Genomic DNA, 13,797 nt, shown 5'->3' on the forward strand with positions numbered 1-13,797 from the left:
CGGGGCGGGGGTGCGCCGGGGACGGGGGTGTGCCGGGCACGCGCGGGACTCACGGGGCGGGGCGGCGGCCGGTCCGCCGGGCGGACGCCGGGGCGTTCGTCCAGACTCGTAGGTGAGGGGGAGCCCGGTTCCACCGGTCGTCTGTGAGGTCCGCCCCGTGCACGACGTGCCCTTCTGGCTCTGGGTCGTCTTCGCCGCCACCGTCCTGGTCTCGCTGACGGTGGATCTCCTGGCGCACCGGGAGGCCCATGTCATCGGCTTCCGGGAGGCGGCGGCCTGGAGCGGCGTGTGGGTGGGGCTGGCCCTGGTCTTCGGCGGGATCGTCTTCGCCGTGGTCGGCACGCAGGCGGGGGTCGAGTACTCGACGGCGTGGCTGCTGGAGAAGAGCCTGTCGGTCGACAACCTCTTCGTCTTCGCCCTGATCTTCGCCTACTTCAAGGTCCCGCGCGCCTACCAGCACCGGGTGCTGTTCCTCGGCGTCCTCGGGGCGCTGGTCTTCCGCGGGATCTTCCTGGCCGCGGGTGTGGCCGTGGTCAGCCGCTTCACCGCCGTGCTGTTCGTCTTCGCCGCGATCCTCTTCTACAGCACGTACAAGATCCTCACGGGCGAGGAGGAGAGCTTCGATCCCGGCAGGAGCTTCGCCGTGCGGGCGCTGCGCAGGGTCGTGCCGGTGACGGACGACTACGCGGGGGCGAAGTTCTTCGTGAAGGAGGCCGGGAAGCGGGTGGCGACCCCGCTGCTCGCCGTGGTGGCCGCGATCGAGGCGGCCGACCTGGTCTTCGCCGTCGACAGCGTGCCGGCCGTACTGGCGGTCAGCAGCGACGCGTTCATCGTCTACACCAGCAACGCCTTCGCGATCCTCGGTCTGCGGGCCCTGTACTTCATGCTGGCGGGGCTGCTGGACAGGTTCCACTACCTGAGCAAGGGCCTGGCGCTGATCCTCTCCTTCATCGGCGTGAAGCTGATCCTCCAGGCGAGCCACGAGCTGTTCAGCACCGCCGTCCCGGAAATCCCCTCGCTCGTCAGCCTCGCGGTGATCGTGGTGGTGCTCGGCGCCTCCGTCGCGCTCAGTGTGCTGCGACCACCGGAGGGCGAGCCGGAGGGCGGCCGGGAGGCCGAGGAGGAGCGCTGAGCTCCGGGGCGGCGTTTCCCCGGCCACGGGGAGTTCAAAAGCACGCAAAGCGGGCGTAAAGTGGCTGTATGTCCGACAAGCACGCGGCGGCCTCGCAGTCCGGGCATCTCTGCCCGTCCTGCCACAGTCCGCTGCCCGCCACGGTGGAACGGCACAAGACGATGGGCGTCTACGTGCCGGTGTACAGCGACGGGCCCTGCGACAACAGCGCCTGCTCCCGCGACGCGGCCCCCGCGCCGCCCGCGAAGACGTCCGCTCCGCCGCCGGAGGAGGGCGACGCCTGACCAACTCCCGCGCGGTTACCCGTCCCCGCGGGGGCGCGTTCCGTCGCGGGGACGTTCCGTCGCGGGCGTGTTCCGTCGCGGGCGTGTTCCGTCGCGGGCGCGGGCGGCATCATGTCCTCGCGCTGGCGCATGCGGCGGGTGTCCCCGCAGGGGCGCGTCGGGATGCGTGTCCCGCGCGGGTTGTAGCCGGTCTCCATCGGCTCGTGCACCGACGCGTGTCCCGCGCGGGCGCGTGCGCGGGGCGCGCTACACGGCGGAGGCCATCCGCAGGGCCGCCTCCAGCCCGTCCTCGGGCGCGCCCGCCGCGCCCTCGGCGAACGCCGCCTCGTAGGCGGCGTCGCCGGCGGCCTCCCGCGCCCTGCGCTCGCACTCCCGGCGCAGCGGCGCGAGTTCGGGGGTGCCGCGCTGCGGATGGCCCGCCGCCCTCCAGTACGTCTCGCTCGTGCCGCTGACCAGCGCGGCCCGCTCCCCCTCGCCCAGGGCGGCGAGCGCCGCCGCGAGGACGTCGAGGCCGAGGGCGACACCGAAACCGTCACCGAGGCCGCGCTTGCCGATGAGCATGGACCGCGCGTGCCGGGCGGCGGCGCCGGGGTCGCCGGTGAGCAGCATGATCAGCGCGAGCTGGTAGTTGACGTAGGCCCGGGTCCAGGACTCGCCCAGGTCGCCGCAGCGGGCGCGCAGGTCCCGCGCCGCGTCGCCCGCCTCCGTCAGCCGGCCGGACGCGGTGAGCGCGAACACCCGCACCAGCAGGCAGCGGGCCCGCGCGCCCGAGGCGCCGGACCCGTCCTCGCCCCACGGCCGGTCCCCGGCCTCGTCGAGCGCGGCGCCGACCTCCCGGTAGGCGGCTTCGGGGCTGCCGGTCAACAGGCCGAGCAGGCCGGAGAGATAGGCGGCGTCCAGCCTGTCCTCCACGTCGCCCCACCGCCGCGCGGCCCGGGTGCACTCCGCGCTGCGCTCGCGCGCCGGGCCGTACTCGCCCTGGAGGGTCAGCGCGACGCCGAGCGCCCACAGCGCACGGGCGTGGTGGGGGCCCGTGCCGGGGCAGCGGGCCAGCGCCGACTCCACGAAGTGGCGCGCCTCGGGCAGATGACCGCAGCAGGCCCAGAAGAACCCGACCGTCCCGGCGAGTTCCAGCGCGCCCTCCGGATCGGCCTCCAGCAGGTGTTCCAGCGCCGTGCACAGGTCCGTGTGCACGGCGGCGATGCGCCCGTACCAGTCGGCCTGCGAGGGGCCGAGCCACTGCGCGTGGGCGCGGCGGACCAGGCGCAGACAGCGGGCCGCGTGACGGTCGGCGACGGTGTGGCGCTCCCCCAGCGCGTCCAGCCACATGCTCCCGTACTCGCGCACGGTGTCGAGCATCCGCAGCCGGGGGCCCTCCCTGCGGACGACGGACTTGGCGGCCAGCGCCGTGAGCACCGCCGGGACGGAGGCGGCGTCGAGCGGGCCGTCCGCGCACACCTCGGCCGCCGCGCCCGCGTCGAAGGGGCCGCGGAAGACGGACAGCCGCGCCCACAGCAGCCGCTCCGCCGGTTCGCACAGCTCATGGCTCCAGCCGACGGCGGTCCGCAGCGCGCGGTGACGCCGCGGCCGGGCGGGGTCGTCGCTCTCCAGGACGTCGAACCGCGTGGCGAGCCGGTCGCGGACACCGTCGATGCCGAGGCGGGGGACCTGGGCCGCGGCGAGTTCGATGGCGAGCGGGATGCCCTCCAGCCGGCGGCAGATGTCGTCGACCGCGGCAACCGCGGTGTCGGGCAGCGGTTCGCCCAGGGCGTGTTCGGTGCGCCGGCGGAAGAGTTCGGCGGCGTCGGGGCCGCCGGCCGGCAACGGGTCGAGTTCCAGCACCTGTTCGCCCGGCAGGCCGAGCGGCTGCCGGCTGGTGACGAGCACGGTCAGCCCCGGGCAGGCGGTGAGGAGATCGGCGACGAGGTCGGCGCACGGGCCGACGAGGTGTTCGCAGGAGTCCAGCACCAGCAGGGTCTCCTGCGGGGCCAGCCAGGCGCACAGGGTGTCCGCGGGCATCCGGGGCGTGTGGTGCGAGAGGTTGACCGCGTCGGAGACCGTCGCGACGAGCAGCCGGTCCCCCTGGAGGAAGCCGAGATCGGCCCAGCGGACGCCGTCGCGATGGGCCTTCTCGTCGACGAGGGAGGCGGCCCGCAGGGCCAGCCGGGTCTTGCCGACGCCACCGGGCCCGGCGACGGTCACCAGCCGGTGGTCCGCGAGCGCGCGCACCAGCTTATCCGACTCGGCCCGGCGGCCCACGAACTCGTTGGTCTCGGGGGGTAATTGCCTGTGCACCACCCGTGCAGTGTGCCCCATACCCCGCCCGCCACTCGCCCGGGCACCGCGCGGTGCGCCCCGCAGCCGCGGCCGTCGCCGGCCAGGTGCGGGGCAGGGGCTGTCCGACGCCGTCGCCCCGGCGGTGGAACCCGCCCGGAACGCGCCGGGTCGGGGCGCCCCGCGGCACGCACCCCACCCGCCCGACACGGGCGGTCCACCAGCCGCCCGGCAGCACCGGCCGGCACGCGACCACACCGCACTCCGGACGGAGCCGCCGGGGGCACGCGGAGGCCTCTGCTCACGGCGCCCGAGGCCCTCGGAGCGCACCGGTCCGTCGCCCCGTCCCCGGCGCGGACGCCGGGGACGGGACCGGACGGGCCGGGCTGTCTCAGCCGGACAGGTGGGACAGGGTGCGCTCCAGGCGCGGGAGGTGGGCCGCGGCCGGGCCGTCGCCCAGGACGGAGACGTCGGCCATCAGGGCGCGGACGCGCCCCGCCGCCTCGGCCGGGAGGTCGAGCTCGCTCTCCGTCCAGGCGGCGCGCACGACGCACCGGACCCGCTCGTCGAGCGCCGGCTCGCCGAGGGCGGCGAAGGCGGGAGCGGCGCGGTCGAGCAGGGCGAGGGCCTCCCGGCGGACGGCCGCGCCGTGCTCGCGGGCGGCGATCGCGGCCGTGAGGGCCGCGTCGGAATCGGGGCCGTCCGCCGCCCCTTCGCCCTCGTCGTCGTCGGCGTCCTCGTCAACGCCGTCGAGGCCGTCCAGGAGCAGTTCCGCCGTCTGCGTCCAGGTGCGGGCGCGCTCCAGGAGGTGGGACGGCTCGTCGCCGTCCGCCACGGCCGCGAGGGCCTCGTCCATCAGCGAGCGGGCCGCCTCCGGCTCCCCGTCGCCGGCGTGCAGCCAGGCGAGCGAGCGCAGCGCCCGTGCCAGCAGGACCGCTTCGCCGACCGCACGCCACAGGTCGATGGCGCGGCGGTAGGCGGCGACGGCCTCGCCGGTCATCCCGGCGGCCGCGAGGCTCTCGGCGGCGAGGGTGGCGGCCTGGGCGTGGGGCCGGTCGTCGTCCCAGCCCTTGGTCACGTCGGCGGCCAGCAGGTACTGCTCGGCCGCGCCCCGGTGGTCGCCTAGGTCGCGCAGGCAGCGGGCCAGGGTGTCGCGGGCCCGGACGGCCGCGTCGTCGCCGTGTCCGACGAGGGCCGGCAGGGCCGGCAGGGCCGACTCCAGCACCTCGGCCGCCTCCGCCGAGCGCCCGGCCCCGGCGTACGCCTGGGCGAGGGTGAGCCGGGCGAACGCGCCCGCACCGTCCGAGTGTCCGGCCTCGTCGAACCAGTGCGCGGCCTCCAAGGCGTGTTCCGCGCCCTCCGCCTCCTTGCCGTCCTGGGCGAGCAGGGCCTCGGCGAGGGTGAGCCGGATCCTGCCCAGCCGCTCGGGGTCGGCGAGTTCGGCGCCCAGCACGAGCGCCTCGCGGGCGAACTCCTCGGCGTCCGCCGGGTGCCCGAAGGCCATCCGCAACTGGGCTCGGCGGGTGAGCGGTTCGGCCGCGTCCCAGGGCCGGTCCGCGTCGGTGCAGCGGCGGACGGCGGAGGCGTAGAGGGCGTCCGCGCTCTCGCCGTCCCCCGTCTGCCAGGCCCGGTCGGCGCGGATCTGCTCCGCCTCGGCGACAAGGTCGCTGACGTCGGCCGCGGCCCCGTACTCCTCGACGAAGGCGGCGAGCGCCGCCTCGAAGCGGGCGTGGGTCTCCCCGTGCTCGTGCCCGTCCTCGTCGGGGGCGAGGACGACGGCCAGTCTGGCGCCCGTCATCTCGGCCGTGGCGATCCGCCGGGTGCGCTCGGGGTGGGCGGTGTCCAGCGCCCGCGCCGATCCGGCGGCGGTGTCGAGCAGTCCCAGCACCTCTTCGGGGGCGGCGCCGCCGTCGAGGGCTGCGTAGACGGTCCGGAGGTCGTTCAGGGCCGCGCGGCTCTCCTCGCCCGCGGCACGGAAGCCGGCCGCGACCTCCTCGAACCCGGCCCTGGCGTCGGGGGCACCGGCGCGTCCGGCCGCCAGGGCGCGGTGCTCGCGCAGTTCGACGGCGAGGAGTGCGTCGGGCTCCGTGCCGGTGCGCTCCAGGGCGGCGCCGACGCGCTCCCACAGGGCCGTCGTGGCGGGGTGCCCGGTGGCGCGCAGCTCGCGGGCGCGGGCGACGAGTGCCGTGACGTCCTCGCCGGCGATGTCCGCGGCCGCGGGCACCACGGGAGTGGCGACGGGCCGGACGACGGGGTGCGCGGTGCCGACGCCGAGCGGCAGCCGGTCGGTCAGGGGCTCGGCCTCCAGGCGGCGCCGGAGCCAGGAGGAGACCGCGTCGTTGCCGTTGCGCCGGTCGAAGGCGGCGGCGAGCGAGGCGGTCAGGGCGGCTAGCGCGTCGTGGAGTTCGCCGACGGTGTGCGGGCGTCCCTCGTAGGGGACGGCGGGCTGCCCGGCCAGGCCGAGGGCGACGAGCCGGCGCAGCAGCACGAGGGCGCCGCCCGAGAGCTGGAGCCTGGTCCAGGGGTTGCCCGGGTCCCCCTCGGTGCCGAGGTGTGCCGCGTGCTCGGCCAGCAGTTCCAGGCCGCGGGCCTCGTTGCCGGTCAGGGCGCAGAACTCGATGTGCTTGCCGACGGAGGCGAGCAGGCTCTCGTTGCCCTTGGCCATGCGGTAGCCGCGCAGATGGTTGGCGCGGGCCTCGTCGAGGCGGCCGGTGCGGACGAGCGGCAGCAGCGAGAGCGCGAGGACGCGGTGCGGTTCCTCCATGCAGGCGGTGCTGCCGTCGAGGACGGGCGCCCAGGTGGCCAGGGCCCGCTCGTCGTCGCCCTGGTCCACCCGGTAGGTGCCCTGGTCGTTGAGCTCGCAGGCGTGGCAGTTGGCCATGCTGTCCCGCTCCGCCGCCGTCCAGGCGGCGAAGGCGGTGGCGGCCCTCGCGGTGTCGCCGACATGGTCGGCCAGCTCGAACTCGGCCTGACGGACGGCGCGTTCGCTGTGGCCGGCGGTGCGGTAGCGGCGCTCCATCTCGGCGAGCCACTTCTCCATCGTGGCCAGCGGCATCTCCGGCAGGGTGATCATGCCGGAGCTGACCCACTTGAACAGCCAGTGGAACGTGTGGGTGTCGTGGGCGTCGAACGCCGACGGGTCCTCGTCCCATTCACGCATCAGCCGCGCGAACGGGACCATCATCTTGCCGCGTTCGGTGCTGTACTCGTAGGCCTGGATCACGCCGAACAGGGCGGCCCGGAGCAGATCGCGGTCGCCGGACGCCTCCGCCGCGGCGACCAGCTCCTCGCCGCGCGCGTTGCGGAGCGGCCCGTTGGGCGCGGACCTGTTCTCCCACAGGGCACGGCGGATCTCGTCGGGGGTGGGGGCGCTGGTCACTTGTCGTCCTCCTCGGCGGCGGCCGGAGCGGGGGTGGTGGTGTGGGTGGCCCATTCCAGGAGCCCCAGGAACGCCCGGTTGAGCAGGGAGGCGTCCGAGGGGCGCAGCGGGCGCTGGGACATCAGCAGGGCCTGGCCGTAGAGCGACTCGACGGCGGTGCCGGCGAGTTCGGCGTCGGTGACGGCCGCGATCCGGCGGACGAGGGGGTTGTTGTGGTTGAGCACCAGCCGGGCGCGGGGCGCGGAGCCGCGCAGGGCTCCGAGGATGTCCGTCCAGAGGCTGTCGGCGCTCTCCTCGGCCGCGGCGCGGTCGCGTTCGTGCCGGGCCTCGCGGTCGTCGAGGAAGAGCGCGGGCACGGTGACGGGCTGGAAGGCGCGCAGGGCGACGTCGCAGCCGAGCGCGTCGAGCCTGGTCCGGGCCGTGGCGAGGAAGCCGGCGAGGGCCAGTTCCTGGCCGGGGTCGACCGGGTCGAGGTGGGCGGTGACGGCTCCGGCGTCGAGCTCGCCGACGGTGACGCCGTCCCGGACCTGCGGGAGCAGGGCGATCAGGTCGGCGTCGTAGGTGTATCCGCCGTTGACGACGCCGAGGCCGTGCGCGGCGGCGATCGGCGAGACCTGGCGGAACTCCTCCACCGTGCGGGTGAAGTGCACCCGGGGGTGGGCGCGGACGAAGTCGTCGAGGGTGGTGCGGCCGTCGGTGGTCTCGAACGGCAGCCAGGGCAGCATCAGCGCGAACAGGTCCGGGTCGTGCCGGGCCATGGACTTCACACCGAGGTGGTGGACGCCGAGGAAGGCGGCGAGCCGGTCCGGGTCGCCGGCGGCGAGCTCGGCGAGCCAGTCCCGGATGCGGGCGCCGAGCGCCTCCCGTACGGCGGCGAGGGTCTCGTCGTCGTAGAGGTTCTCGCGGGAGGCGGTGGGGCGCAGGGTGTCGGTGTCCAGGACGACGCGGACGAAGAAGGCCCAGTCGGGCAGCAGGTTGTCCGCGCGGTCGGTGAGCAGCATGCCCTTGAGGTACACCCGGTGGGCTGCGCGGCCGGCGGGGCTGGTGGCCTCGGGCAGGACGTAGGCGACGCCGCGGACGCCCGCGACGGGCAGGTCGAGGTCGATGGAGTCGAGCGGGGTGAAGCCGAACTGGCGCGCGCAGTGCCCGGCGAGGGCGACCCGGCGGGCGGTGGGCGTCGGGTGGGCGCGGTCCCAGACGGCCGGCCGGTCGGTCAGCGGGCGGCCGGTGACGCCGGGGCCGCTGAAGGTGACGTCGTACGGCAGGAGGGAGCCGTAGTCGGCGGCGAGCTGGGCGACGCGGTCGGGGGCCGTCCACTCCTCGGCGCCGGGGCGCGGCTCCAGGCGGACGGTGGTGCCCGGCTCGGGGCGGGCCTCGTCGGGCAGGGTGCGCACGGTGTACGAGCCGTCGTCGTTCGCCAGCCACTCGACGGGCGGTTCGCCGGGCTCGCGGGCCGAGCGGGTCACGACGCGGATCTGGCGGGCGACGACGAAGCAGGCGAGCAGGCCGATGCCGAACTGGCCGAGGAACTCCGCCCGGGCGCTCTCCAGGGAGTCCCGCTTGGAGCTGCGGCCGATGGTGGCGAGCAGGGTGTGGACCTCGTCGGCGGTGAGACCGACGCCGCTGTCCTCGATGACGACGGCGTCGCCGGTGGCGCTCAGCCGGATCGTCGCCGGGGCGGCGGGATCGTGGGACCGGCGGGCGGTGACGGCGTCGACGGCGTTCTGCAGGAGTTCGCGGACGTAGACGCGGGGGCTGGAGTAGAGGTGGTGGGAGAGCAGGTCGACCAGACCGCGCAGGTCCACCTGGAAGGAGTTCACCGCGGGGTCGCCGGCGGCGTCGGGCGTGTGCAGAGTCATGGGCATGAGGGGGCTGCCGCACGGCCGGCACCGGCCGCGGGAGCGGGTCGGGCGATCGCGGGGTCCCCCCCTCACGATGCGCGATGGGCCCGGCCCTGGCCTCGGCCGGAGCACACGAAGGCGCAGGTCGAGCAGGACTCGGTAGGTGATGACCATGGTAGGGAGCCCCACCGACAATGCCCAGGGCTTTGTGCGCCGGAACGGCGGAGCCGCCCGGCCGGCCCGGCGCGCGTGAGGCGCGCCGGGCCGGGCCGGGCGGCGGGTACGAGGCCGGGCCGGGCCGGGCGGCGGGTGCGAGGCCGGGGTCGGGCCGCGCGTACGAGGCCGGGGTCAGGCGGAGTTCCTGATGCTCTCGAAGATCCGGGCGAAGCCCTCCTTGCCGTGTCCGGCGTCGATCTGACGCCGGATGAGCCGCTGGACCATGGCGACGGCGTCGTCGGCGACGCCCTGCTCGGCGCCGGCGGCGAGGATGTCGCCGAGGTCCGAGAACTCCAGGCTCTGCTGCCCCGGGACGGTGTAGTCGCCGCCGTCGACGATCTCGGCGTACCCCTGGAACCCGCCGGTCATCGCGCTCAGCCAGGGCGCCGCCAGCGCGGCGAAGTCGGTCGCCCGCACACCGGCCGGGGCGACCATCGCGGCGCCGTGCAGGAAGCCGGCGAACATCACGTACATACCGGCGAGCAGGGCCAGGTCGTACAGCGACGCCATGCCCGCGTCGTCGCCGAAGTACGTGGCGTCGCCCCACAGTTCCAGCAGGGCGCGGTGCTCCTCGAACACCGGCGCCGATCCGCTGTAGAGCAGCGCGGCGCCGGGGCCGCCGATCATGGCCGGCACCGCCATGATGCCGCCGTCCAGGTAGGCGATGCCGTGGGCGGCGGCCCAGGCGCCGAGTTCGCGGGACTGCGCCGGGGAGTGCGTGGTCAGGTTGACGACCGCCCGGCCCGACAGCTCGCCCGCCAGCGGGTCGAGCACCTCGTGGACGGAGGCGTGGTCCAGCAGGCAGACGACGACCGGGCCGCCGGGCCGGATCGCCTCGGCGGCGGTGCCGGCGGCGACCGCGCCGCCCGCCACGAGCGCCCCGGCCCTGCCCGGCGAGCGGTTCCAGACCGTGGTCCGGTGTCCGGCGCCGACCAGCGCGCCGGCGAGCGCCGTGCCCATCGCGCCCAGTCCGAGAACGGTGACCGGGGTGTTGGTTTCGGTGGTCATGTTCGGGTCTCTCCCGTGATTCCGTGTATTCCCTGCATTCCAGGGGTTCTTCGCTTCGTGGAGAGCCTCTCGCGCGCCGGTAGTGTTGACGAGTACGCACTAAATAGTCGGATACTCACCTTCCGGTAAGTGACCCTGGGGGAACGATGGCGAGCACGGGGCGGCGCGGTCCCTATTTCTGCGGAATCGACGCGGCCATGGATGTGGTCTCGGGGAAATGGAAGTCGCTGATTCTCTGGGAACTCCAGGCCCACGGGCGGCGGCGGTTCGCCGAATTGCGGCGCGGGCTTCCGGGCGTGAGCGAGAAAATGCTGGCGCAGCATCTCCGGGAGATGGAGGAGGACGCTCTGGTGCACCGTGAGGTGTACGGCGAGGTGCCGCCGAGGGTGGAGTACTCCCTGACGGAGCACGGCGTCACGCTCAACGCCGCCCTGGAGTCCCTGGCGGGGTGGGGTTCGGCACGCATCGAGCGCATCGGGGCGGAGCGGCTCCACGCGGGGGCCGACCCGGACGCGGGGGCCGAGTCGGACGCGGGGGCGCCCGGCGGCGGTGCGGCTCCGCGCGCGGGGGCACGGAGCGGCGGCGGTGCGGCGGCCGACGCACCGGTGCGGTGAGGCAGGGTCAGTTGTCGCGCCGGGACCTGCGGAAGGCCGTCACGGCGAGCAGCGGGAAGCACAGCACTCCGACGAGGCCCGGCAGCGACGCGGTGGAAGAGGCCCCGGCGCCCACCAGGCCCGAGAGCAACTGGGCGGCGGCCAGGGCGCCGAGGGCGGCGTAGATCCAGCCCGTCCACGTGGGGTCGTTCGCGGTGCCGCTCCCGCGGCGGGTCGTGGTGAGGTGGTGTCGGTCCATGCATGGTCTTCTGCCCCGCCCGCCGCGTTTCAGCGCCGGGACGCCCCGGACGGGGCGTGCGGGCGGGGCCGGGCGCCGTACCCGCGCTCCGGCGTCCGCCCTTGCGCGCCGCCCGAGATGACCCCGCCCGGTGTCACTCCGTCCGAGGTCACCCCGCCCGGTGTCACTCCGTCCGAGGTCACCCCGCCCGGTGTCACTCCGTCCTGCGTCACTCCGCCCGGGTCGGGGCGACGTCCCCCGTGACGGCCGGCGAGCCGTCCTCCAGCCGCGAGTGGACGAGCAGGCGCAGCGGCTCCGCCGCGTCCGGCGGCAGGTCGGCGGGGGCCGTCACCGTCCAGCGGGTGCGCAGGACCGCACCGGCCCGGACGCGTTCGTCGTGCACCGCCCGGCGGGGTGCGACCTGCCAGCCGGCGGGGGCGAGAAGTTCGGGGCGCACGGTCACGGCTGCCGTCGCGGTCACCGTGGTGACCACCTCCACGGGCCGGCCGGGAGCGACGGCGACCCTGCCGCCCCCTGCCGTCAGGACGGCGGCGCCGAGCCTCGGGTCCTCGGTCCGCCACGCCTGCCAGGCGCTCACCCCGACCCCGCCGCCCCCGTCCCGCACGGGCGTCAGCCGCAGACCGTCGGTCGTCACGGGCCGCTCCAGCAGCACCCGGTTGAGGACGCCGCGCTGCGGGAGGGCCGGGGTGCGGAGCTGGCCCGGGAGTTCGGCCCAGCCGCCGTCCGGGGTCCGGTGTTCGAGCGTGTAGGAGTCGGGGGTGCGGACACCGCCGCCGTCGTCGTAGAAGGAGACCCGGATGTCCGACACCGGTACCGCCACGCCCAGGTCGACGGCGAGCCAGTCGGTGGCCCGCGGGCTCTGGTAGTTCGTCCAGCGGGAGGGCGGGGTGTCGATGTGGAGGTCCTGGCCGTCGACGGCCCTGGCGGGGCTGTCGAGGGCGAAGGTGTACGAGGCGCTCGCGGCCGGGTAGCCGCTGCGGGCGACGTTGGCGAGGTCGTCGACGAGGTGCGGCAGGGCCGGCCGGCGGCCGGCTCGGCCGACGGGGAGCCGCACCGGCCGCAGGTCGGGCTGCCGGTGGATCCGCCGGCCGTCGAGCCAGACGGTCAGCCCGGCCCCCCGGTCGTAGGCCGTGCCGTCCCTGTCCCACAGGACGGTGAGGTTGCGGCCCTGGTAGGGCAGGTTCTCCACGGCGAAGCGGTCCCAGGCGGCGGGCGCGAGCGGGGCGATCTCGACCTCGGCGCCGGGCTGCGGGCGGATGCCGAGCAGTCCGGAGAGCACGAGGTCGTTGAAGGTCGAGTGGTTGTAGTCCTCGCTGTGGCCGCGCCCGTCGTAGATCCAGCGGTCCTCGTCGGGGTGGTGCGCCTCGGCGATGTACGGGGAGCCGTTCTTGCGGTGGGTCAGCGCGTAGGAGCGGAGCGCGGCGACGTAGTCGCCGGGGCCGATCCAGGGCTGCGCGGGGTAGTCGATGAGCAGGTTGGCGAGGGCGGTGAGGGTGTGGCTGGTGGAGAACGGCCAGCTCGGGCCGTTCCACCGGCAGCAGCCGTCGAGGGCCTCGTGCATGAACCAGGGGCTGCGGCGCTCGACCGTGGTGGGGCCGTAGGGCGCGTGGAAGCCCTGCGGGTCGGTGAGCTGGGCCCAGGCCTCCGCGTTCTCGGCGGGCGCCATGTGGAAGTACCAGGGGACGAAGCCGATCTGCTCGCGGTCGGCGATGCGCCGGCGGTCGGGGTTGCCGTCCCGCATGACGTGCTTGTAGAAGCGGTCCCGCTCGTCCCACAGCAGGCGTTCCTGGCTGGTGCGCAGGGCTTCCGCCCGGCTCTCGTAGCGGCGGGCGGCATCCCGGTCCCCGGGCCCGGAACGGCGGCGCAGCAGGGCGGCGATCGCCTTGGCGTCGCCGTACTGGTAGGCGTTGAGCGTCGGCCGGAATCCGTCGCCGCCGTGGTAGGGGTCGTCGCTCTGGTAGGAGCTCGCGGTGTACTCCATGGCGTCCCAGACCGGGGTCTGCCAGTAGAGGCCGAGTTCCTCGTCGAACTGCGGCGCCCAGCCCTCCCACTGGCGCTGGAGTTCGGGCAGCCGGTCGACGGCGAAGTCCCAGCGGCCGTCCGCCGAGGCCCGCGCGACGACGGCGTCCGCGATCCAGAAGGAGTACTGGTGGGCCCAGTCGGTGGTGTTCTTGTTGAGGAAGTCCGTGGCGGGCTTGGGGCCCGCGCCGCTGCCGCGCAGCCAGTAGTCGATGTAGTCGTCGAGGTAGCGGCTGTCGCGCAGCCAGCGTGCCTCGCGGATGTGGTGGGCGGCCGCGGCGACGATGCCGCCGTTGGGGGCGGAGTAGCCGACGGGGCCGAGGAATTCGGAGAGGATCCAGCCCTCGTCGGGTCCGGTGTACTTCAGCGCGTGCTTCACCACGCGCCACCGGTAGTAGTAGGTGTCCCTGATCGCCTCGTCCGGCAGGTCGACGAAGGGGATGTTGGCCTCGTACCACTGGGGTTCCACGACGTCCCCGAGCAGCGCCCGGTGGTCGAGGACGGAGGTGCCGTCGCCCACCGGCGGGTAGAGCGAGGCGGCGGACGCCCGGACGGCGCCGCCCGCGGCCCGGGCGGTGTCGCGGCCGGCCGCGGTGGCCGCCGGGGCCGCGGCGAGGGCGGCGGCGCCCGCGGCGACGGCGCCGGTCTGCAGGAACTGTCGTCGGTCGAGGGGCATGCGGGTGCTCCGTCTCTGCGTGCCGGTGCGAAGGACGCGGAAGGAAGGGGGAGGTGCGGGGGGCCGGCCGGGGGCCGGTACAGCCGGTGCGGGGGGGCCGGTCGGGGGCCGGTACA

General features: G+C 75.4%; 9 protein-coding genes. 3 read left to right on the forward strand and 6 right to left on the reverse strand.

Annotated elements, in window-relative coordinates; translation table 11 throughout:
• Positions 1-157: 157 nt before the first annotated feature.
• Complete coding sequence (locus JE024_RS03640; RefSeq protein ID WP_205372173.1) at positions 158-1,132, forward strand: TerC family protein; 975 nt, start codon at positions 158-160, stop codon at positions 1,130-1,132.
• 68 nt (positions 1,133-1,200) lie between these two features.
• Complete coding sequence (locus JE024_RS03645; protein ID WP_205372174.1) at positions 1,201-1,416, forward strand: hypothetical protein; 216 nt, start codon at positions 1,201-1,203, stop codon at positions 1,414-1,416.
• A 246-nt stretch (positions 1,417-1,662) separates the two neighbouring features.
• Here the strand turns inward: JE024_RS03645 and JE024_RS03650 are convergent, their stop codons facing one another.
• The 4 genes from JE024_RS03650 to JE024_RS03665 form a co-directional block, all read right to left on the reverse strand.
• Complete coding sequence (locus JE024_RS03650) at positions 1,663-3,711, reverse strand: ATP-binding protein (RefSeq protein WP_205376359.1); 2,049 nt, start codon at positions 3,709-3,711, stop codon at positions 1,663-1,665.
• 370 nt (positions 3,712-4,081) lie between these two features.
• Positions 4,082-7,069 (reverse strand): tetratricopeptide repeat protein, encoded by a 2,988-nt coding sequence (locus tag JE024_RS03655; protein ID WP_205372175.1) that lies wholly within the window; start codon positions 7,067-7,069, stop codon positions 4,082-4,084.
• Positions 7,066-8,928 (reverse strand): HSP90 family protein, encoded by a 1,863-nt coding sequence (locus tag JE024_RS03660; RefSeq protein ID WP_205372176.1) that lies wholly within the window; start codon positions 8,926-8,928, stop codon positions 7,066-7,068. Before JE024_RS03660 ends, JE024_RS03655 begins: the two co-directional genes overlap by 4 nt.
• 330 nt (positions 8,929-9,258) lie before the next feature.
• On the reverse strand, positions 9,259-10,134 hold the full coding sequence (locus JE024_RS03665; RefSeq protein WP_205372177.1) for an NAD(P)-dependent oxidoreductase: 876 nt from the start codon (positions 10,132-10,134) through the stop codon (positions 9,259-9,261).
• A 146-nt stretch (positions 10,135-10,280) separates the two neighbouring features.
• Between JE024_RS03665 and JE024_RS03670 the strand changes: the two genes are divergently transcribed.
• Positions 10,281-10,748, forward strand: coding sequence for a winged helix-turn-helix transcriptional regulator (locus tag JE024_RS03670; RefSeq protein WP_205372178.1), 468 nt, complete (start codon positions 10,281-10,283; stop codon positions 10,746-10,748).
• Between the two features lie 7 nt (positions 10,749-10,755).
• On the opposite strand, the gene JE024_RS03675 is transcribed toward JE024_RS03670, so the two are convergent.
• On the reverse strand, positions 10,756-10,986 hold the full coding sequence (locus JE024_RS03675) for a hypothetical protein (protein WP_205372179.1): 231 nt from the start codon (positions 10,984-10,986) through the stop codon (positions 10,756-10,758).
• Between the two features lie 208 nt (positions 10,987-11,194).
• Entirely contained in the window at positions 11,195-13,681 is a 2,487-nt protein-coding gene (locus tag JE024_RS03680) for an MGH1-like glycoside hydrolase domain-containing protein (protein WP_205372180.1), read from the reverse strand.
• Positions 13,682-13,797 lie beyond the last annotated feature (116 nt).

The sequence above is a fragment of the Streptomyces zhihengii genome (genome assembly GCF_016919245.1).
Taxonomy (GTDB): Bacteria; Actinomycetota; Actinomycetes; order Streptomycetales; family Streptomycetaceae; genus Streptomyces; species Streptomyces zhihengii.